The 21,346-nt window shown below is 47.1% G+C and carries 13 protein-coding genes and 2 pseudogenes; 9 read left to right on the top strand and 6 right to left on the bottom strand.

The genetic code is table 11. From position 1 onward, the window contains the following. Positions 1-67 precede the first annotated feature (67 nt). Positions 68-1,261, top strand: coding sequence for an MFS transporter (locus tag ACXIT9_RS08225; RefSeq protein WP_458055752.1), 1,194 nt, complete (start codon positions 68-70; stop codon positions 1,259-1,261). On the opposite strand, the gene ACXIT9_RS08230 is transcribed toward ACXIT9_RS08225, so the two are convergent. The 3 genes from ACXIT9_RS08230 to hutH form a co-directional block, all read right to left on the bottom strand. Beyond that, complete coding sequence (locus tag ACXIT9_RS08230; RefSeq protein ID WP_458055753.1) at positions 1,258-2,646, bottom strand: aldehyde dehydrogenase; 1,389 nt, start codon at positions 2,644-2,646, stop codon at positions 1,258-1,260. The two genes, ACXIT9_RS08225 and ACXIT9_RS08230, sit on opposite strands and share 4 nt — an antisense overlap. Further along, on the bottom strand, positions 2,636-3,475 hold the full coding sequence (locus ACXIT9_RS08235) for an SDR family NAD(P)-dependent oxidoreductase (RefSeq protein WP_458055754.1): 840 nt from the start codon (positions 3,473-3,475) through the stop codon (positions 2,636-2,638). Before ACXIT9_RS08235 ends, ACXIT9_RS08230 begins: the two co-directional genes overlap by 11 nt. A gap of 151 nt (positions 3,476-3,626) precedes the next feature. Continuing rightward, entirely contained in the window at positions 3,627-5,204 is a 1,578-nt protein-coding gene (gene hutH, locus ACXIT9_RS08240; RefSeq protein ID WP_458055755.1) for a histidine ammonia-lyase, read from the bottom strand. A gap of 75 nt (positions 5,205-5,279) precedes the next feature. On the opposite strand from hutH, the gene ACXIT9_RS08245 reads away from it, so the two are divergent. Next, positions 5,280-5,609: a hypothetical protein gene (locus ACXIT9_RS08245; RefSeq protein WP_458055756.1), complete on the top strand. Its 330-nt coding sequence runs from the start codon at positions 5,280-5,282 to the stop codon at positions 5,607-5,609. A gap of 19 nt (positions 5,610-5,628) precedes the next feature. Here ACXIT9_RS08245 and ACXIT9_RS08250 read toward each other — a convergent pair whose 3' ends face one another. After that, positions 5,629-6,585 (bottom strand): hypothetical protein, encoded by a 957-nt coding sequence (locus ACXIT9_RS08250; protein ID WP_458055757.1) that lies wholly within the window; start codon positions 6,583-6,585, stop codon positions 5,629-5,631. Between the two features lie 14 nt (positions 6,586-6,599). Continuing rightward, complete coding sequence (locus ACXIT9_RS08255; protein WP_458055758.1) at positions 6,600-8,012, bottom strand: MBOAT family O-acyltransferase; 1,413 nt, start codon at positions 8,010-8,012, stop codon at positions 6,600-6,602. Between the two features lie 788 nt (positions 8,013-8,800). Here ACXIT9_RS08255 and ACXIT9_RS08260 point away from each other — a divergent pair. From ACXIT9_RS08260 to ACXIT9_RS08275, 4 genes and pseudogenes are all read left to right on the top strand, one after another. Then, positions 8,801-10,369, top strand: a pseudogene (locus tag ACXIT9_RS08260) (type I restriction-modification system subunit M). 177 nt (positions 10,370-10,546) lie between these two features. Continuing rightward, on the top strand, positions 10,547-11,677 hold the full coding sequence (locus ACXIT9_RS08265; RefSeq protein ID WP_458055759.1) for a Fic family protein: 1,131 nt from the start codon (positions 10,547-10,549) through the stop codon (positions 11,675-11,677). 218 nt (positions 11,678-11,895) lie between these two features. Next, on the top strand, positions 11,896-12,936 hold the full coding sequence (locus tag ACXIT9_RS08270) for a restriction endonuclease subunit S (RefSeq protein WP_458055760.1): 1,041 nt from the start codon (positions 11,896-11,898) through the stop codon (positions 12,934-12,936). Positions 12,937-12,945: 9 nt separating this feature from the next. Next, on the top strand, positions 12,946-13,110 hold the full coding sequence (locus tag ACXIT9_RS08275; RefSeq protein WP_458055761.1) for a restriction endonuclease subunit S: 165 nt from the start codon (positions 12,946-12,948) through the stop codon (positions 13,108-13,110). 659 nt (positions 13,111-13,769) lie between these two features. Here the strand turns inward: ACXIT9_RS08275 and tnpA are convergent. Then, on the bottom strand, positions 13,770-14,219 hold the full coding sequence (gene tnpA, locus ACXIT9_RS08280; RefSeq protein WP_458055762.1) for an IS200/IS605 family transposase: 450 nt from the start codon (positions 14,217-14,219) through the stop codon (positions 13,770-13,772). Positions 14,220-15,236: 1,017 nt separating this feature from the next. Here tnpA and ACXIT9_RS08285 point away from each other — a divergent pair. The 3 genes and pseudogenes from ACXIT9_RS08285 to ACXIT9_RS08295 all read left to right on the top strand — a co-directional run bounded on the left by ACXIT9_RS08285 (position 15,237) and on the right by ACXIT9_RS08295 (position 21,142). Next, positions 15,237-16,157, top strand: a complete 921-nt coding sequence (locus ACXIT9_RS08285) for an Abi family protein (RefSeq protein WP_458055763.1) — start codon at positions 15,237-15,239, stop codon at positions 16,155-16,157. Positions 16,158-16,261: 104 nt separating this feature from the next. Next, positions 16,262-19,147, top strand: a pseudogene (locus ACXIT9_RS08290) (type I restriction endonuclease subunit R). Between the two features lie 906 nt (positions 19,148-20,053). Continuing rightward, positions 20,054-21,142 (top strand): Fic family protein, encoded by a 1,089-nt coding sequence (locus ACXIT9_RS08295; RefSeq protein ID WP_458055764.1) that lies wholly within the window; start codon positions 20,054-20,056, stop codon positions 21,140-21,142. The last annotated feature ends 204 nt before the right edge of the window (positions 21,143-21,346 follow it).

Consider the following 21,346-nt stretch of genomic DNA (forward strand, 5'->3'; position numbering starts at 1 on the left):
ATTTAAATAAGAATCCTTTTGATTTGAAAAAAAATGAGGAATATTCGCCTTTTCAACACCCCTTTCTGTGAATCGTTTCATCGCCCTACTCGTCTTTTCTCAGTTCGCATGCACCTCGGTGTGGTTTGCGGCCAATGCAGTTCTGCCCACCTTAATCGCCTCGGGCCTTTTGCCTGAAAATGCCTTGCCCCACCTCACTGGCGCCGTGCAGCTGGGCTTTATCCTCGGTACATTTACCTTTGCACTTTTCAATGTCGCTGACCGTTTCAGTCCCCGCTATGTCTTCCTCTCCGCTGCCCTGGTAGCCGCCGGCAGCACGGCCGCGCTCTTACTTCCTCCTATACAGTATGGGGGCATGCTGGGGCTACGGCTGCTCACAGGCTTTGCGCTAGCAGGCATCTACCCTGTAGGCATGAAAATCGCTGCTGACCATCATCCCGAAGGACTGGGTAAAGCCCTGGGCTTCCTCGTAGGGGCCTTAGTCCTAGGCACCGCCTTTCCCCATTTCAGCCAAGCCTTCCTCGGCCAAACGGACTGGCGCCTGGTCATCCTAAGCACCTCACTCCTTGCACTGGTCGGGGGCATTACTCTGGGCCTAGGCACACAAGATGGCCCCCACCGAAAAGCCGGACAAAAAATCGCTCCCTGGGCCTTCTTGCACGTCTTTCGTGTCCCTAAATTTCGAAGCGCCGCCATCGGTTATTTCGGCCACATGTGGGAGCTGTATACCTTCTGGGCTTTTGTGCCCTTTCTGCTCAGCGCCTATAGCCTGCAGCATCAACTCACCACACTACCCCTCTCCCTTCTGGCCTTCAGCTGCATCGCCATCGGCATGGCAGGCTGCATCCTTTTCGGACTCATCAGCCTAAAAAAAGGCCCCGCAGCACCTGCCGCCTGGGCCCTAAGTCTCTCACTGCTTTGCTGCCTCAGCAGCCCTTTCTTCTTTCTACAAGGAAACAGCTGGCTTTTCATCGCCTTTTTACACTGCTGGGGCTTCTTTGTCATCGCCGACTCCCCGCTTTTTTCCACCCTCGTGGCTGGCACCGCGCCCGCAGCACAAAAAGCCACCGCCCTGACCATCGTCAACTGCCTCGGCTTCGCGCTCACCATCGGCAGCATACAGGTCATGGAATTCTTGATCTCACGCATCGGCATGCCCTATGCCTTCACCTGGCTGAGCATAGGCCCACTCCTCGGCCTCGCCGTATTTTTGCGCGGACAGTTTCCTTTCCTTTGGCCAGGGGCCAAAAAACACGACTAAAGCAATTTCTTAATCAAACCAAAAAAGCGATAGGGAGGATATTTAGCTGGCAAATCAAAGCCCGCCGGGGTGCTGACCACTGCCCGCTGATGCGAAAAGGCATCGAAGGAGCTTTTGCCATGATAATGGCCCATCCCGCTCGCGCCCACCCCACCGAAAGGCAAGTGATGATTGCCTACATGCATGATCGTGTCGTTTATACAGGCCCCTCCAGAAATACACTGGTTTAAAAGCTGCTCGCCTGCCTCCGCCTTGCCAAAATAATAGAGCGCCAGCGGCCGCGGACGGGAATTTATCAACTCCCGAGCTTCCTCGATAGCATCAAACGTCAGCACAGGCAAAAGCGGGCCGAAAAGTTCTGCCTCCATCAATTTTCCCTCCACAGGCACCTGATCGATGATCGTGGGGGCGATGTACCGATCCTCCCGATCCACTTGGCCCCCATAGTAAATGTGGCCTTCGTCCAGCAGCGCATGTAGGCGGTCAAAGGCCGCTTCACTCACCAGACGGCCATAATAGGGGCTCTGCTGAGGGTCTTTTCCGTAAAATTTCTTAAACGCAGCCGCTAACTTGGCTAAAAAAGCTTCTTTTACCTGGCTTTGTACCAGTAGATAATCCGGCGCTATGCAGGTTTGACCTGCGTTCAGGCTTTTGCCCCAGGCGATCCGCTTGGCGGCAATGTCCAGGTTCGCCTCCGCATCCACGATGCAGGGACTTTTCCCGCCGAGCTCTAAAATAACGGGCGTCAAATGCTCAGCGGCCGCACGCATCACTATTTTTCCCACCTTCGTACTTCCCGTAAAGAAAATGAGGTCGAATTTATGTTGCAAAACATGTGCGCCTACCTCCTGATCTCCTGTGACCACAGCCACATGGGCAGAAATAAAATATTCTTTTACCAGGCGCTGCAGAAGAGCGGCGGTGTTTGGGGTGAACTCAGAGGGCTTCAGTAGCGCACAGTTGCCTGCTGAAATAGCCCCCACGAGCGGGTTTAGCGTCAGCTGAAAGGGGTAGTTCCAAGGTGCAATAATCAGGGTGCAGCCCAGGGGCTCCTTGCGGATTTTCGAGCTGGAGGGCTTCATGTACAGCGGGGTAGCCACTTTTTCGGGCGCTGCCCAGCTGCGGATATGCTTCAAGTGATAATCGATTTCCTGAAGGACGATGGCGATTTCGGTGAGGTAGGCCTCTTCATGGGACTTGCCCAGGTCAGCCTTCAGCGCCCCCACGATGTCGGCCTCATGGCTGGTGATGGCGTCTTTTAAGCGCGTCAGTGCCTCGATGCGGAAATCCAAGGGCCGCGTAGCACCGGAGTTAAAAAAGGTACGTTGTTTCTCGATCAGCCCATCGATCGCCTCGAGCGGGGTTTGCCGTATTTCAGTTTGCATGTTGTTCTGGTTTTTTTGATTCCGCTCTACCGACAAAATGGTCCATAGAGCTATAGATTCCGAGCACGCTATCCATCAGCCAGTCGTAAAGGGCCAGCGGCAAAAGCCCCTGACTGATTCGAATGAGCCGCATGGGGAGCGGCATGCTGAGGTAGCGCTTGCGCCCCGCCACTGCTTTAAGGATACGCTCTGCCACACGTTCCGGTTTCAAAATCGGCAAGATCGGGGAGCGAACGCCTGCGAACATGCCCGTGCTGATGTAGTAGGGCATGACCGTGGTGACGGAGATGGAGCTTCCGGTACGCTTCAGCTCGAGGTGCAAGCTATCCGCCCAGCCCACAGCGGCCCACTTGCTGGCGGCATAGACGGCCATACCGGGATTGGCCACCAGACCGGCCGCGCTGGCGATGATGGCGATGGCTCCCTCCTGGCGGGCCTGCAGCACAGGGAGTAGATGGCGTGTCAGCAGGATGGGCGCCAGGGCATTCACCTGCAAGACCTTTTCCATACCTGCCGCCTCCTGCTCATGAAACTGGCCTTTCGCCACGATGCCCGCATTATGCAGGAGGATCGTGGGGGCATGCCCTTCCGCACGCAGGGTGTCCGCATAGCTACGGATCGCTTCGGCATCGCTGAGGTCTACGACAGCTTTATGCACGGGAGTGCCTGGGGGTAGCCTGCGGCAAAGCGCCTGTAGCCCTTCTCCATCCCGGTCGAGTAAGAAGAGATGTGCGCCGCGTAGGGCTACTTTTTCTGCCATCAGCGCCCCGATACCAGAGGCGGCACCGGTGATGAGGACGGATTTACCGCTGTAGAAGTCTTTTTTCATGGGCCTAGGGGCTTTATGGGTTCTGGTCAGTCTAAGATACAGGAAAATTTATGGGCAAGCTGTCTTTTTCCGAAAAACTATAGTCACAAATACTGCACCTAAATCGCTTTCGCAGCTACGCTGCCTGTCCCTTAAACTTCTTTTTATGCCGCTAATAATCCCCAAATTCCGCAGCCCACGGGCTGGCCTTCTCCCCTGCCTCTTCCCTCAGAAAGGCCGCCACGGGAGCCCAAACCTGCCCTTTGCGCAGCAAATCCAATGACTGCTCCAAAAAGCCGTGCAAGACCTGATCCGACTGAATCCCGGGCACCTGCTCGCGGAAGGCTTGATGCGCCAAACCGATGGGCATACCGGCCCGAAGCGGCTGATGAAAATCCAGGGCCTGCGCTGCACAAAACAGCTCGATCGCCAATACTTTTTCCACATTTTCAATAACCTGCAGGGCCTTTCGCGCACTGATGCTGCCCATGCTTACATGGTCTTCCTGCCCTAAAGAGGTCGGAATGCTGTCCGCCGATGCAGGAAAACAAAGCCCCTTATTTTCGCTCACCAGCGCGGCGCTCGTGTACTGCACGATCATAAAGCCGGAATTCAAGCCGGTTTCTTTCAGGAGCAATTTGGGAACACCGGGCGTGTCCCCACTAAGCGCCAAATAAATCCTGCGGTCGGAAATACTCCCCAGCTCGGCCGCAGCCAGACAGGCATAGTCCAGGGCCATGGCTAGCGGCTGCCCGTGAAAATTGCCTCCACTAAGCGCTTCTTCAGCGGATAGCACGATGGGATTATCCGTCACCCCATTCAGCTCCACCGCTACAAGCTCCTTTAGATGCAACCACGCATTTCGCGAGGCTCCATGCACCTGCGGCATGCAGCGCAGCGAATAGGGATCTTGCACCCTGGCGCAGTCCCGATGCGAAGCCACGATTTCAGAGTCGGCCAGAAACTGGGAAAGCTGATGCGCCACATGCTGGCACCCCTTAAAAGGCCGGAGGGCATGCAGCTCGGGTCGGAAGGGCGTCACCGCCCCCATGAGTCCCTCCAACATCATGGCTCCTATTAGGTCGGCATAGTCCAACAGCTTTTGCATGCGCTCCAGGACCTGAACGGCGTAGGCAGCGATAAACTGGGTGCCATTAATCAGCGCCAGCCCCTCCTTGGGTCCGAGCACCAGCGGCGCCACTCCCCTTTCCTGCAGCACCTCGGCAGCTGGCCGAATTCGCCCGTTCACCAACAGCTGCCCTTCCCCGATGAGGGGCAAAAAAAGGTGCGCTAGCGGCGCCAGATCCCCGGAGGCCCCCACAGACCCCTGCTGCGGTACCACCGGAATAAGCCCTTGCTCCAGGTGCCAAAGCATCCGGTCCAGCGTGCTTTCCTGAATACCCGAGTAGCCCTTTGCCAGTGCTTGAAGCTTTAAAATCAACATCAGGCGGGCCGTTTCCTCTGCGATGGCGGGCCCCATCCCCACCGCGTGGCTCTTCAAGAGGTTTTCTTGCAACTTGCGCGCTTGGTCGGCGGAAATATGCTGGGTACAGAGCGGGCCAAAGCCTGTATTGATACCGTATACAGGTGCGGCGCGATCCACGATTTTGGCAACCTCCTGCGCGCTGGCACGGATTTTTTCCCTGCTTTGGGCAGAAATTTCTCCGCGGATGGTTTTGCGGCTCAGCCGCAAAGCCAAAGAGGCGGTCAAGGGCGTCTCGCCATAATAAAAAGTAGGCATATCGGACATGATATTTTGGGTTTAGCGTTAGGTCTTACTGGAGAAAAGAAGTAACTTATAGTTTCATGTAAGCTACAAGGAATAATGGATATTAACGAATTGAAAACGAAAGACGGGTACGTCTTGATGCGCTCGGAAGTTTTTGGTTTTCCACTTTTGTGGTTAAAACCACACGTAGAGGAGCTGACTAGGGATGAATTTATTCATTTTATAGCTGACATCAAGTTAAATGGCTTGAGCGATGCATTAAAAGCTTCTTTACATAAGCGCAGAAAAGAGTTTCCGAATATGGTTCCTCTTGATTTCGGAATGCTTTTGAATACAACTTTCGACACCATAATCTCCAACTATTATGCCGATTTCAAGCGTTTAGGATACGCGCATCTCACGCATGATGAAGTAAAAATCGATTAAAGGCAAGGGGTCGCCTGTTTCAGCTGGGCTCAGCGGACCCTTTTCCGGAGGAGGAGGTGCAGGCAGGAAGTGGTAGTAGTTGAGCGATTTCCAAAGAAAATTTCTCTGCCCCCTGCCGGTTCAAGTGGCCCCGATCGTAAAAATACTCTTGCCGCGCTAAAAACTCCTCGCTCGCTAACAAGTCCAGGATGGGCACCTGCCTGCGCTCAGCGAGGGCATAAACAGGAGCGAACACCTCCTCGGGGAAGGTGGCATAAAACGGAGAAATCACCAAAAACAGCGGCACATCCCGCTGCTGACAGAGCGTAACGATCGCTTCCAGCTTGGCCATTTTCTTGGCATCCAGCGTTTCCGGAACCTTATAAGGAGCTAAAGTGAGCGGCCTGCTCCCTTCCAGGGGTCGAAAACCATGCAGCTCCTCCCGAACCGAGGTCACATTTCCCGAGAGAATGCGGATAAACTTTTTATTGAAGCGAAAGGCGCGACTTTGCAGCAGGAACTTGTCGTACCAGTTATAGGCGATCTGCCGATCGAAGTTGGCAGACACCTTATTATAAAAGGGCCGCAATTCATGCAGATCCTGCTCATTAAACCTTACCTTACTGACATATATGTCGCTATAATTTACCTCTAAGACAACTGCCTGTGGCTGATGCCGCTCCAGGACACTGCCCAGCACCGCATGATGATAGTGGATCCCTGTCCCCTCTCTTCCGGCGTTATAGGTCGTCAGCCCCGTCACTTCTTCGATCAGTTGGGGATGGTAATGGTTCGCGGCTCTGGACGAGCCAAAGATCAGGAGCTCCTCCCTGGACTTCATCACCGTATAGTATTCGGTGGCACTGACGCCAAAAGTGGCCTGTTGGTAAAGTGCATAGAGCCCTTCTCCGATACTGAAATCGAGTGCCAGGAGTGTAAGCAGAAAGAAAGCGCCGGGGCGCAAAAGGGTTTTGAGCTTGGAACGAAAAGAATGCATAAATGGAAGAAGTATTAAAACTGGAAATAAATAAATTGGCTATTGTCGAAGGTGCCTATAAGTAAAAGCAGCAGAAAGACGAGGGCCAGGCTCGTATAGCGCACCAGCACATGCGGGCTTTCGAAGAGCGCAAACTTTTCTGGAAAAAACTCCTCCCCGATTTCTTTTATCAGCAGCACGGTGAGAGCGATAAAGCCGATCACAAAGAGCTCTGCTTGGATAAAGAGGCTGTAGTCGCGCTCGGTAAAGAGTTTTTTATAGATAATGAGCGCGTCTGTTAGGCTTGCGGCGCGAAAAAATATCCAGGCGAAGGTTACCAGAAAGAAAGTTGCGATTACCTGGAGCAGGTACTGCAGGGAAAAGGCATGCTTCCCCTCTTTGGGCGCACGCCCTATTTTTTCCATTACCACGAAGAGGCCATGTAGGGCACCCCAGACGATGAAGGTGAAATTCGCACCATGCCAGATACCACTCACAAAGAAGGTGAGGAACAAGTTCCTATAAGTGCGCCAGTGCCCATTTCGATTCCCTCCTAGCGGGATATACAGATAATCCTTAAACCAAGTGCTGAGGGAGATGTGCCAGCGACTCCAGAAGGCCGTCACAGAGGAGGCGAAATAAGGGCGGCGGAAATTCATCATCAGCTCAAACCCGAGGCATCTCGCGACGCCAATGGCGATGAGGGAGTAGCCGGCAAAGTCGCCATAGATCTGAAAGGAAAAAAATACCGAAGCCAGGGCGAGGGTGCCACTGGAATGGCTCTCTACATGCGCAAAAACTGCATCCACATACTCGGAGAGGTTATCGGCCATGGCCAGCTTGAGAAAAAAACCCCAGAGCATCATGCGCAGCCCCTCACCCACCCTTTGGCTGGAAAAAGTCATGCGCTGCCGAAACTGTGGGAGCAAGTTACTGGCCCGCTCGATAGGTCCTGCCACTAACTGGGGAAAAAAAGAGACGAAGAGCGCATAGCGCCCGAAGTGCTTTTCATGGGCCACCTGCCCCCTGTACACATCCACCGTGTAGCCGATGGCTTGGAACGTATAGAAAGAGATGCCCACAGGAAGCAGCAGGTCTAAGTTGGGCACCTCCCAGCGCAGCCCGAGCAGCTCAAAAAATGTGGAAACGGTGCTGTTTATAAAATTATAATACTTATATAACCATAAGATCAGGAGGTTGGCAGTGATAGACGCAACCAGGATGGTCTTTTTTCTGCCGGGCTTACGTTCTCGGTTGATAAAAGAGGCCGCTGTCCACGTCACTGCTGTAGAAAAAAATAAAAGCAAGGCATAGATCGGCTTCCAGTTCATGTAAAAGTAGTAGCTGGCACCTAAGAGAAAGGCCCAGCGGTATTTATGCGGCAGCAGGTAAAATCCAGCTACAACGAGCGGAAAGAAAACTAGAAACAGGAGTGAATTGAAAAGCATAAATCCGTTACACACGTGAAAGAGTGAAAAAAGAGGGGCTAAAACGAATAAAAACTCGTGAAAGCCTTGACAAAAACCTTTGTGTGTATCAAAATTTCGGCTGGAGCGCCATGCAAAACAAAAATATAGGTTTTTTACGATGTAGCGATAAATTCTAAAAAATATTTTTGCTGTTTTTTTTCATGAGATACGTTTTATAAGATATGAAATACGTTTTCATGTATCCAAATACATCCGCCACAGACCTACCCCCCGAAGGAAAAGTGAACCAGGAGTGAGGTGCGAAAGCAAGAGAGATGGAGTGTAGCCCGTTGCGACAGACCTATGGTCCTGTGGCGCAAGCTCCTGAAGCCTACATGGAGCGCTCACTTTTGGCATTTACTTCCGGGCATTAAAGCCCTATACTTTTTATACAGGGCTTGAATGACAGTCCGATACAGATGCGTTCTTGGCCGATTTTTGAAGCGCGCATGCGTTCTTGCGCGGATTGCGCGGCGGTGCAGTTCATGATTTTGCCCGGATTGGGCCACATCGCGCTTTTCGAAAGCAGTACAGCCCGAGCCGCCTTTAACGCCTTTCTGCGGTAAGGACCAGGGGAAAAGGAAGCGGATCAAGAAAACTAAAAAAATGGGTTCAGGATGCTTGTAAATGGGAAAGAACATTCAGCACATCTTGAATGGGATTTTCCAACTAAACACTTATCTTGGCCTTAAGAATATCTAAAATTAGAAGCAAAACGCAACCTATTAAAAGAGGGACAGGCCTAAAAATATTCAACATATAATTTTATGTCAGAAGACCAAAAACAACTGCTGGAAACCCAGCTCTGGAATATAGCCAATGTCCTTAGGGGCAAAATCAGTGCAGACGATTACCGCGACTACATCCTGGGCTTTATTTTCTACAAATACCTGTCGGAGAGGCAGCAGATTTATGCCAACACACTTCTGGAAACAGAAGAAGAAAAGGACTATCTCAAGCTCACTGACCCCGAACTGCTGGAAGCCATCAAAGAAGAATCCCTGCAGCACTTGGGGTACTTTCTCAAACCTGAGGAACTCTTCGAATCCATGACCGCAAAAGGCAATGCCTCCACCGAGACAGACAGCAATTACATCCTCGAAGACCTCAAAGCCGTGCTCAACCACATCGAGCAGAGCACCATGGGCACGGATTCCGAAGAAGACTTCAACGACCTGTTCTCCGACATTGATCTCAGTTCCAACAAAATCGGTCGTACCCCAAAAGCCCGAAACGAGGTGGTGGTGCAAATCCTAAATTACCTCAGTAAAATCGATTTCCGCTTGGAAGACGTAGAATCGGACGTTCTGGGAGATGCCTACGAGTACCTGATCGGCAAGTTTGCGGCTGGGGCAGGAAAGACAGCAGGGGAATTTTACACCCCGCAACAAGTATCCAAAATCCTCGCCAAGATCGTGACCACAGGCAAGGACAAATTGAAGTCCGTCTATGACCCGACCTGTGGCTCTGGCTCCCTCCTTCTACGGGTAGCCAAGGAAGCCGATGTCAGTGAGTACTTCGGGCAGGAAATGACACGTACCACCTACAATCTCGCCCGTATGAACATGATCCTGCACGGTGTCCACTACCGCAGGTTCAACATCGCTTAGGAAGATACGCTCATGCATCCCCAACACCTGGGCTATCGCTTCGAAGCAGTGGTAGCCAATCCACCTTTTTCCGCTCACTGGAAAGGAGATGGACACCCTTTGTTCCATACTGATGAGCGCTTTTCACAGTACGGCAGACTGGCACCCAAGACGAAGGCAGACTTTGCCTTTATGCAGCACATGCTATATCAACTGGCGGACAATGGCGTCATGGCCAGTGTATTCCCCCATGGCGTACTTTTCCGTAGCGCAGCAGAAGGGCAGATCCGTAAGTACCTGATTAAAGAAATGAACGTGCTCGATGCCGTGATCGGACTTCCTGCCAATATCTTCTACGGCACCAGCATCCCAACCTGTATCGTGGTACTGAAGAAATGCCGTGAGCAGGATGACAATGTGGTCTTTATCGACGCCAGTGGAGAAGGAAACTTCATCAAAGTCGGCAATCAAAACGAGCTACGGGAAGAAGATGTGGAAAAGATCGTTCAGACCTACCGTGAGCGCAAGACCATAGACAAGTACAGTTATGTGGCCACCCTAGAGGAGATTGCTGAAAACGACTACAACCTCAACATTCCACGCTATGTGGACACCTTTGAGGAAGAAGAGCCAGTGGACCTGAATGCCACAGCGGAAGAAATACAGCAGCTCGATGCAGCACTAAAAAATAATGAAGCGGTACTGAAAGGCTTTTGTGAGGAGTTGGGAATTAAAACGCCGTTTTAGCCTTGGCAAGTTCTGAAAACCTGCCAAGGCTTTCATTCACTTGCTGCAAATATAAAAAATCATATTCGCAGGAAATTGATTATCTGCAAATATAAAATCATATATTTGCAGAAAAATGAGTAAATGCAATTATAGAAACTCATAATTGCAGCAAAGCGTGAACAAAACTTTTCATCGATGAGGGACATCAGAGATTTCAGGGCAGGTACTTGGCTGAAGCAGCTGGAATATAAGAGTTTCAGCCCCAATCCTATTCATGAATCATGGATAGTGCATGATCCTGTTATTCTGTCCTTGCTAAGTCAGGCGGACCGAAACTTAGGTAAACTCGATGCTTTTTCTGACTTGGTACCTGATATCGATTTCTTTATCAAGATGCACGTCACCAAAGAAGCCACGGTCTCCAGTAAAATTGAAGGTACGCAGACTTCCTTTCAAGAGGCTTTGGCAAAAGAAGAAGACTTGGACCCGGTGCGTAGAGATGACTGGCAGGAGGTACATGCTTATATAGAGGCCATGAATCAGGCAATTGCGGCCATGGAAAAACTTCCGATTTCTACCCGACTGATACGAAAAACCCATGCGACTTTACTCCAAGGTGTAAGGGGACAGGAAAAACTCCCAGGAGAATTCCGCAGCAGTCAAAACTGGATCGGGCCAAGCCTACGGCATGCCATATTTGTTCCTCCTGTGCATACAGAAGTTCATGGACTGATGAGTGATCTGGAGGAATTTATCCATGACGATGCCCTATTGGTTCCTCACTTGATCAAGATAGCCTTGGTACACTATCAATTTGAAACCATACATCCCTTTCTCGATGGTAATGGCAGGATTGGGCGGTTGCTGATTACCTTGTATCTATTGGACAAAGGTTTATTAAAATATCCCACTCTCTATCTTTCCGATTTCTTTGAGCGCAACAGGAGGGATTATTATGACAACCTGATGCGGGTAAGGGAAAAGGACGCTTTGGGGGAATGGATTGCTTTTTTCCTGAAAGGAGTGATCGAGACCACCGAATCCGGCATCCGGACCTTTCAGGAAATCATCCGATTACGGGAAAAATATGAGTTTCAGGAACTGATCAAGCTGGGTAAAAAACAAGCAGATGCCAAGCGACTGATTACAGAACTGTACAAACAGCCGATTGTAGATGTAGCCCAAGTGGAAAAGATGCTAGGCGTCCACAATTCCACCGCCAACCGGATGATCCGTGATTTTCAGGAATTGGGTATCTTGGAGGAACTTACCGGCTTCAAGCGCAATCGGATATTTGCATTTCGGGAGTATATCGATTTATTTTAGACTAAGGATGAAATCGAGCATGACACAAGCGAAACACTATGGAATGACTATCCTCCACGCGAGATTCCATGTGACCTTTGAAAAATCAATTATTGACACATGAAAAATAAAACTAAGAATAGTATAGGCATCAGTCCTGTCAGGTTTTTAAAACCTGACAGGACTTTCGTGCTGAAAGGATTTTGTGAGGAATTGGTGATTAAAGCGCCGTTTTGAAAATGGAAACAAAAACACCAAATATGAGATTCAAGGATTTTTCTGAGCCTTGGGTACCAAAAAAACTTGGCAACATCTGCTCAAAAATTGGGAGCGGAAAAACACCTAGGGGTGGTGATACTGTCTACGCAGATGAAGGTGTACCTTTTATTCGAAGTCAAAATGTATTGGACTCAACTCTTCATTTAGACGGTGTATGCATCACCGTTGAAACGCATGAGGAAATGTCAGGAAGCAAAGTTTGTCCAGGCGATGTGCTGCTAAATATAACGGGGGGTTCTATAGGCAGAAGTTGCGTCGTACCTGCTGACTTCGTGGTCGGAAATGTCAATCAACACGTTTGTATCATAAGACCCGAAAAAGATAACTCAAATTTCTTACAAGCACACCTTGCTTCTCATAGAGGCCAAAAACTGATTTTTCAAGGTCAAACAGGTAGCGGGAGAGAGGGGCTAAATTTTGAAACAATCAGAGGATTCAAAATCAGTTTCCCCTCCCTCCCCGAACAACAAAAAATCGCCTCCTTCCTTTCATCGGTGGACGAGCGTATCGAGTTGATGGAGCGAAAGAAGGAAAAGCTGGAAGCCTACAAAAAGGGGGTGATGCAGCAGATCTTCCCTTCGTCGGGCTCAGGACAGGCTCCACAGATCCGCTTCAAGCAGGATGATGGCAGTGCGTTTCCTGATTGGGAGGAGAAGCGGCTGGGGGAGGTGGCTATTTTTTCAAAAGGAAAAGGGATATCCAAAAACGATATTGATCCAAACGGAAATGTGGAATGCGTACGCTATGGCGAACTTTACACCGATTACAAAGAAGTGATTGATTTCGTAAAGTCCAGAACTTCTCTTAATCCAGTAGGTCTAGTTTTAAGCAAGTCAAACGATGTACTCATTCCATCCTCTGGTGAAACCCAGATTGACATCGCAAGGGTGACTTGTATTATCAAGTCTGGAGTGGCATTAGGCGGAGACTTAAATATCATTCGGTCAAAATTAAATGGGGTTTTCCTTTCCTTTTATCTTAATCACCGACGAAAGCATTAAATCGCAAAAATGGCACAAGGTATTCCTGTTGTCCACCTTTACAACAGTCAGTTGAAAAATCTTGAAATTGAAATTCCTTGCAAAGAGGAGCAAGAAAAAGTCGTCACTTTCCTTCGCACCTTGGACCAAAACCTTGAAACACTCAACAACCAGATCCAGAGTTTACGTACCTAGAAGAAGGGGTTATTGCAGCAGATGTTTGTATGAACCGGTTAAAAAATTGATCAATTCATTTAGGTGATTCCCTACCCCTAAAACCCCTTCAGGGGTTCAATCCCACAGGGCATTAGCCCCGAGTCGCCACTCGGGAAAAAACCATTCCATATACCTCACAACCCCTTCAGAAGTTCAATCCCACAGGTTATTAGCCCCGAGTCACCACTCGGGGTAAAAAAGACCCTATATTCCCCCAGTCGGCCAACTCCGATAGGAGTTGAATTAAAGGGCCCGCATCTCCTCCGTGAAAAATTCAACTCCTCCGGAGTTGGGATAACCAACGGACAACCCATTCCAATCCCCGAGTTCCCACTCGGGGCTAATAACCTGCGGTAGTCAACTCCTATCGGAGTTTTTTACAGATAATCCTCAAACCCAAAAGGAATTCAAACTTTATTAAGGTTAAAGTCTAACCTATTATTTCTTGTAATCCACAAACCCAGAAGGAGTCCAAATCCGACAGGTATTAACCCCAAGTCGCCTTTCGGGAAAAAACCATTCCATATACCTCACAACCCCTTCAGGGGTTCAATCCCACAGGGCATTAGCCCCGAGTCGCCACTCGGGGAAATGACGAATCCGCATTCCCCATCCCCACAACCCCAGCAGGGGTTGAATTACAAAAGGTAACGAGGATCAAATTTTACCCCAAATTCATTCAAAACCATCAAATATTCTTCCAAAAAACTGATCTTCTTGTGATGCTCTTCCTGATTTTTGATGTAACCTACAATATAACCAAGAGAGGAATACTCAAAGGTAAAAGCCCCATATCCTTCCTGCCATCCTTCAAAGCCATCAAAAAGATCTTGGGCCTTTATCATTTGATTGGATGCCAATTTCATGTCTTTTATGAGATTGGCTAAGGAAATAGATGGGTGCAGGGAAATGGCCATATGTAAATGGTCTTCCACTCCATTGATGCGGTGAACGTGACAATTTTTATTTTTTAAAATTCCGTACAGGTAGTTGAAAAAGTCTTTTCGGCCTTCCTTTTTTAAAACAGGTTTTCTCTGGTAAGTAGTCCAGATGATGTGATAATGGATAGAAGTGTATGTACTGGCCATATGAATAAATTTTACAGCCAAATCTAAAAAACATCAACCATTCTGACTGATAATTAAACGGTTATAATCGGATAAATCATACCATGAAAAATTCAACTCCTCCGGAGTTGGGATAACCAACGGACAACCCATTCCAACCCCCGAGTTTTCACTCGGGGCTAATAACCTACGGTAGTCAACTCCTATCGGAGTTTTTTACAGGTAATCCCCAAACCCAGAAGGAATTCAAACTTTGTTAAGGTTAAAGTCTAACCTATTATTTCTTGTAATCCCCAAACCCAGAAGGAGTGCAAACCCGACAGGTATTAACCCCAAGTCACCTTTCGGGAAAGAACCATTCCATATGCCTCATAACCCAAGCAGGGATTTAATCCCATCAGCGCATTAACCCAGAGAGACCATTTGGGGAACAAAACGATTCCGCACACCGCAAAACCCCTTCAGGGGTTCAATCCCTTTAGGGCATTAGCCCCGAGTTGCCACTCGGGGAAATGACGAATCCGCATTCCCCATCCCCACAACCCCAGCAGGGGTTGAATTACAGAAACACAGGTCCCCTACGTGAAAAATTCAACTCCTCCGGAGTTAGGATAACCAACGGACATCATATTCATTTCCCCGAGTTTTCACTCGGGGCTAATAACCTGCGGTAGTCAACTCCTATCGGAGTTTTTAATAATCCTTTATCAAAACCAGAGTGTTTGATTAGGGAGTTATTGGTGTAAAAAGCAGAAAAAAACAAAAAATCAAAGCCTTTGCATTTTCCGATTTCCTTCCTCCGAACGGTAGGATGAACTCAAGTAAGAAATAAACCCCGATCCTAGCTAATTACACACCTGCACAGCACGCAGGCCTTCGCTAGGATCAAAGTGTTTTACAAAAATGTAAAAATATATTTACTTTTTCGCAACTATTTACGTACCTTTACAATAACAGTACACGCCACGCTACCCACTTGAACAGCGTCCCAGGGCGTGTCTTTTGCTTTTTAAGGGTTTGTGTTATATTTTGCAAAGTATGTTTGAAAAGAAACCCACTACAATAAAAGAGCAAATTTCGCTGCTGAAGTCCAGGGGGCTTGAAATTTCTTCAGAAACAGAAGCGGAACATTTTCTGTCACATATCAGCTACTATAGGCTTGGCGAATACTGGCACGCCATGCATTCTGACAAGGTCAACCATATTTTCAAACCAAACAGTAAATTCGAAGATGTCATCGCTCTTTATTGCTTCGACAGAGAACTGAGGATTTTGATCTTTGATTGCATTGAAAAAATTGAAATCAGCCTGAGAACAAAACTGGTTTACCACCTTTCTCATGAATTTGGACCGTGGTGGTTCCAAAACTTTGACATTTTCTCCGATAGCAGAGCATTGGTCAAAACCCTGGCAAGCATTGAAGATGAATTGAGTCGAAGCAAAGATCCAATTATAAAAAATCATTTTTCCAAGCATAAAGACGACAATAGATTTCCTCCAGCATGGAAAACCCTTGAGCATACGAGTTTCGGATCACTTTCGAAACTTTATGGCAATCTCAAGCATACTGTGAAATCCAAAGATAACATCGCAGAAGAATATGGTACAATAAACCACACATACCTCCCAAGTTGGCTCCAATCAGTCGCACAAATAAGAAATTACTGCGCCCATCATGTAAGACTTTGGAACAGAAATCTACCTGGAACATTCAAAAGCATCACAAAAGCCCCTACGCCTTATAAATGGATTTCAGAGGCACCCAAGCAACATGAATTCCAAAAACTTTACGTTCACCTATGTGTTATCAAATATTTGCTCAACATTGTTGCACCAGAAAATCACATGACCCAAAAGCTTGTCGGGTTATTTGAAAAATATCCAAATGTGGATCCAAATGCACTTGGGATGCGAGTATCCTGGGAACTAGAGGAATTATGGACTTTCAACCAAACATAGAATTCATTTTCAAAAAGCAAAAGTAGCTTTGCAATGTTCATTAGTTTTCCACATCTTGCTTCAACATCAATTTTGAAACTGGCAAAAGCTTACATTTTTCCTACATGACCACACAACCCGAACAGGCGTTAGAAAACAATCTGGTGCAGCAGTTGCGGCAGCTGGGCTACCAAAAGGTACTGATCCCAGATGAAGCAGCTTTGCTCAAAAACTTGAAATCCCAGCTGGAAAAACACAACAAAACCCAGCTGAGCGAAAAGGAGTTTGCTCAGATTCTAAACGCCCTCAATAAGTGATCGGTCTTCGAGCGGGCCAAAATCTTGCGGGACCGTGTGGCTTATACCGACGACAAAGGAGAATCCCGCACCATCGAGCTGATCAACCTGATCCATTGGTGCCAGAACGAATTCCAAGTGGCCCAGCAGGTGACCATGGAAGGCAAATACAAAAACCGCTACGACGTCACCATCCTGATCAATGGACTTCCACTGGCACAGATCGAACTCAAAAGACGCGGCCTGGAACTTAAAGAAGCTTTCAAACAAACCAAACGATACGGCATACACTCGTATGATGCCGGGCAAGGGCTGTACCAATACATACAACTTTTCGTTATAAGCAATGGGGTCAACACGAAGTACTACGCCAACAGCTCTTTCAACCAGCGCGCATTCAAGCAGACCTTTTACTGGACTGACATCAAAAACAAGCTGATTACCCAGCTTTCAGAGTTTGCCGACGTCTTCCTGGAGAAATGCCACCTCTCCAAGATGATTACCAAATACATTGTCCTGAACGAGACCGCCAAATCGCTGATGGTGCTACGACCCTACCAATACTACGCCACAGAAGCCATCGTGGAGCGTGTGAAGAGTTCACCCAAATACGGCTATATCTGGCACACCACTGGTTCAGGCAAAACACTGACCTCATTCAAGACCGCCCAGATACTTACCAATCTGCCACAGGTGTACAAGGTGGTCTTTGTAGTAGACAGAAAAGACCTGGACACCCAGACTTCACAGGAATTCAACAGCTTTTCGAAGGGAAGTATTGACGCCACCAGCAACACGAAAAAGCTGGTGGATCAGCTCACTGGTGATGACAAGCTGATCGTGACCACCATTCAAAAGCTGGCCAAGGCAGTGAATAAAAACGTCTTCAAGAGCAAAATGGGACAGCTGCAGGATAAACGCATCGTATTCATCTTTGACGAATGCCACCGCAGCCAATTTGGAAAAACTCATGCCGATATCAAAGACTTTTTCGGGAATTGCCAAATGTTTGGTTTTACAGGAACACCCATCTTTGAGGAAAATGCAGGATCCAACAAATTTGGGAGGCGTACCACCACCATGCTCTTTGGTGACTGACTCCACAAATATGTGATCACCGATGCCATCCGGGACGAAAACGTTTTGAAGTTCTCCGTCGAGTACATCAGCACTTTCAAAAAGAAAGACCACATCTTCGACATCAATGTGGAGGCCATTGACGAGGAAGAAGTCATGAATGCCCCTATTCGGTTGAACAATGTGGTGGACTACATCATCACCAACCATTCGCGAAAAACCCACAGCAGAACCTTTACCTCCATTTTCTGTGTATCCAGCGTCCCTACATTGATCGAGTACTACAAGTTGTTCCAATCCAAAAAACTGTCTGGAGAACATAATCTGCGTGTGGCCACCATCTTCTCCTATGGAGCAAACGTCGATCTGGTAGATGACGACATAGATGAACTCGGAGCAGTGGGCGATGATGAACAGTCTCTGCCCCTGGCCGCAGACGAAAAATATCTTGCCGCTTACGGCAGCAACGAGAAGAAGCATCCCAGAGAGTTTCTCGACGATTTCATCAAAGACTACAACAAGGAATTTGGTACCAACTTCTCCACTAAGGACAGCCAGACTTTTTACAACTACTACAACGATGTAGCCAAGAAGGTGAAAAACAAACAGGTTGACGTTCTCTTGGTAGTGAACATGTTTCTGACTGGCTTTGACAGCAAGACACTGAACACCCTGTATGTGGACAAAAACCTGAAATACCATGGACTGATACAGGCTTATTCCCGTACCAACCGTATTCTGGATGAACTCAAGTCACAGGGCAATATCGTTTGTTTCCGAAACCTGAAATCTGCCACAGACCAGGCCATTGCCCTTTTCTCCAATCTGGAAGCCAAGGACGAGATTATCATGGCGCCTTATGAAGAGTATGTGCAGAAATTCAACGAAGCGTACATCGAACTTCTCAGTATCGCTCCCACCGTAAATGCAGTGAACGATCTACCAGACGAGGAAGCACAGCTGACATTTATTAAGGCGTTTCGTGAGTTGATGCGGGTGAAGAATGTTCTGGGAACTTTCACAGAGTTTACTTTCGAAGATCTGTCCATGCAGGAACAAGCTTTTGAAGATTACAAAAGCAAGTACCTTGACATGTACGACCGCAGCAAGGGTTCACAGCAGAAAGAAAAAGTTTCGATACTCAACGACATTGATTTCGAACTGGAATTGATTCATAGGGACGAGATCAATGTGACGTATATCCTCAAGCTTTTGGCAAACTTGAAAGATGCCAAACCAGAAGACCAGGAAAAACAGAAGAAAGCCATCATAGACCTGATGGTGGGAGAAGCGCAGCTAAGAAGCAAGCGGGAATTGATCGAGAAGTTTATCCGCGAACAGTTGCCATAGATTGCAGATGCCGAAAACATCCCCGAGAAATTTGCTGTTTATTGGACTAAGGAGCGCATGGATGCACTAAAAAACCTTGCCGAGAGCGAAGGTCTGAAATCCGATGGATTGGAAAAGGTAATCGGAGACTTTATTTACACAGAGAAGGAGCCTCTAAGAGACGAAATTATAGCGCTTTTAAAAGAAAAACCTCCTCTAAGAGAGCGCAAGAGCATCGCAGAACGAATCAAAGAGAAGATCATGGATTTTGTAGAGACCTTTATCAACGGAATAGCGGAAGCGGCGTAAGGTCAAGAAGTCCTGATCGCCAGAATAGAGTGTAAACTCCCCCTATAATCGGGCCATATAGAAAGTTTTCAAAGCACCTTAGACCGAACGCTGAAGAATCAGCTATTCTGGTCTTTGGATGAGTTAGAGGACAGACTTAACAGCTTCGACGGAACTTACAACAATAGGCGCATAGACGCTTCTATCTCTTATTTTTGGCCCACGAAGTTTGAGGAGCTTTGGGAAAAAAGAAAAATCGAAATGATAGAAAAAGGGAAAAATAAGATTTAATTTAAACTCAAAATCCCATACCAAAGTATATCGGGTGATGGGAGCCTGAGGAAAGTCTCCTACTGATATCAAACATCGTATAGGGTGAATCTATAAAGCAATATCATAAATAAAAAAGTCCGATTATAGGGGGCTAGACCAATAGAAGAAAAAAAACTAAGCCCAGATCACAAGCCAACTGGAGGCAATATCTTCCAAAATACCAGCATTACTTTGGTTGTATAGTGTTTGCTTTCGTCTACTTTCCTTCCCTTCCCCTTTTGCTTTCGTTTACTTTCGTCTACTTTCCTTCCCCTCCCCTTTTGCTTTCGTTTACTTTCGTTTACTTTCCTTCCCCTCCCCTTTTGCTTTCGTTTACTTTCGTTTACTTTCTTTTCCTTTCCTTTTAGGTTTCTTTTGCTTTCGCTTTAGGTTTCGTTTCCTTTCTTTTCCTTTCGTTTTCTTTCTTTTGCTTTCGTTTTCTTTCTTTTTCTAAAAATTCCCGGAAACTGTGGGAGACTATTTAGGGATAGTTCGGGTAAATGCTCGGTAAGTATCAAGGATAATTTTTACCCTCGTCACTTGAACGAGGGTAAAAAATTGATAAATTTACCCTCGTTGATTTCTCAAGTGTAATCTTTACCCTCGTTCCTGAACATGTTCAATAGAAAAATTCCATATAATAATCTCCCCGCCTTACCACCAAAAATTGAATTGGAGACCAAAAGCATACTTTTGAAAACAATTTCCGCAAGTAGGGCTTTGGCTCAACTGAATGGAGCTATTGGAAATTTACCTAATCCTACCTTGTTTTTGGACACTATCCATCTACAGGAAGCAAAGGCAAGTTCTGCCATAGAAAATATCATTACAACCAATGATGACCTTTACCAATCACTAATTGCAGATAAAAAATTTGAAAATCCTGAGACTAAAGAGGTACTTAGGTATAAGCAAGCACTTTGGCTAGGTTTGGAGCGCTTGGAATCACGACCATTTATTACGACCAATCTTTGCATAGAATTGGTTCAAACCATAAAAGGGAATACAGCTGGTATCAGAAACACTCCTGGTACTACACTATCAAATGCAAATGGTGAAGTAATATATACTCCGCCAGATGGGGAAGATATTATCAGGCAAAAATTAGCGGATTGGGAAAAATTCATCAATGATAATGAATCAATTGATCCCTTGATCAAAATGGCGCTGATGCATTATCAGTTTGAAGCGATTCACCCTTTTGCTGATGGTAATGGTCGAACAGGAAGAATTTTATTGCTCTTATTCCTTAAACAATCAGGGCTTCTTGATATTCCTGCTATTTATTTGAGTGAATATATCATACAACATAAAAATGATTACTATAGACTTTTGATGGAAGTAACTGAAGAACAAAATTGGGAAAAGTTTATCCTCTACATGCTTGAAATGGTTGAGAAAACTGCCAATCATGGGTTAAAAAGATTGGAGAATGTAACCCAACTGATGGAATCTACCGCTGAAAGTATTCGAGTAAAATTGCCCAAAATATATTCTAAAGATCTTGTAGAAATTATTTTTCGATTGCCTTACACTAAAAGACAATCTTTGATAGATGCAGGATTGGGAACTCCCAAAACTGTAGGGAATTATCTCAGCATCTTAGAAGAAAAAGGGTTTTTGGTTTCAAAAAAAGTAGGGAAAGAAAAACTTTATCTCAACACGCCTTTAATGAATATACTCGAAAACAGTAATCTTGAATAGTTTAGCAATAAGCTACTAGCTTCGAGCTACAAGCTTGAAGCTAGTAGCTCGAAGCTCGGAGACCGTTCATTCAAGTGTGTCTGCTCACTTTACAAGTATGAAAACGATAAACCTAGACAGCCCTTAATCAACTATCCCGAACTATCCCTCCCGCCCTTAATAAACTATCCCGACTGTTCGAGACTGTTCACTTAACTATGTCTG

The sequence above is a fragment of the Nitritalea sp. genome (assembly GCF_054166705.1).

Coding starts and splice junctions, on each gene's coding strand:
- ACXIT9_RS08270 (WP_458055760.1), top strand. CDS start 11,896: ATGGAAACAAAAACACCAAATATGAGATTCAAGGATTTTTCTGAGCCT.
- tnpA (WP_458055762.1), bottom strand. CDS start 14,219: ATGGCCAGTACATACACTTCTATCCATTATCACATCATCTGGACTACT.
- ACXIT9_RS08285 (WP_458055763.1), top strand. CDS start 15,237: ATGTTTGAAAAGAAACCCACTACAATAAAAGAGCAAATTTCGCTGCTG.
- ACXIT9_RS08265 (WP_458055759.1), top strand. CDS start 10,547: ATGAGGGACATCAGAGATTTCAGGGCAGGTACTTGGCTGAAGCAGCTG.
- ACXIT9_RS08295 (WP_458055764.1), top strand. CDS start 20,054: ATGTTCAATAGAAAAATTCCATATAATAATCTCCCCGCCTTACCACCA.
- ACXIT9_RS08230 (WP_458055753.1), bottom strand. CDS start 2,646: ATGCAAACTGAAATACGGCAAACCCCGCTCGAGGCGATCGATGGGCTG.
- ACXIT9_RS08245 (WP_458055756.1), top strand. CDS start 5,280: ATGGATATTAACGAATTGAAAACGAAAGACGGGTACGTCTTGATGCGC.
- ACXIT9_RS08255 (WP_458055758.1), bottom strand. CDS start 8,012: ATGCTTTTCAATTCACTCCTGTTTCTAGTTTTCTTTCCGCTCGTTGTA.
- hutH (WP_458055755.1), bottom strand. CDS start 5,204: ATGTCCGATATGCCTACTTTTTATTATGGCGAGACGCCCTTGACCGCC.
- ACXIT9_RS08275 (WP_458055761.1), top strand. CDS start 12,946: ATGGCACAAGGTATTCCTGTTGTCCACCTTTACAACAGTCAGTTGAAA.
- ACXIT9_RS08235 (WP_458055754.1), bottom strand. CDS start 3,475: ATGAAAAAAGACTTCTACAGCGGTAAATCCGTCCTCATCACCGGTGCC.
- ACXIT9_RS08250 (WP_458055757.1), bottom strand. CDS start 6,585: ATGCATTCTTTTCGTTCCAAGCTCAAAACCCTTTTGCGCCCCGGCGCT.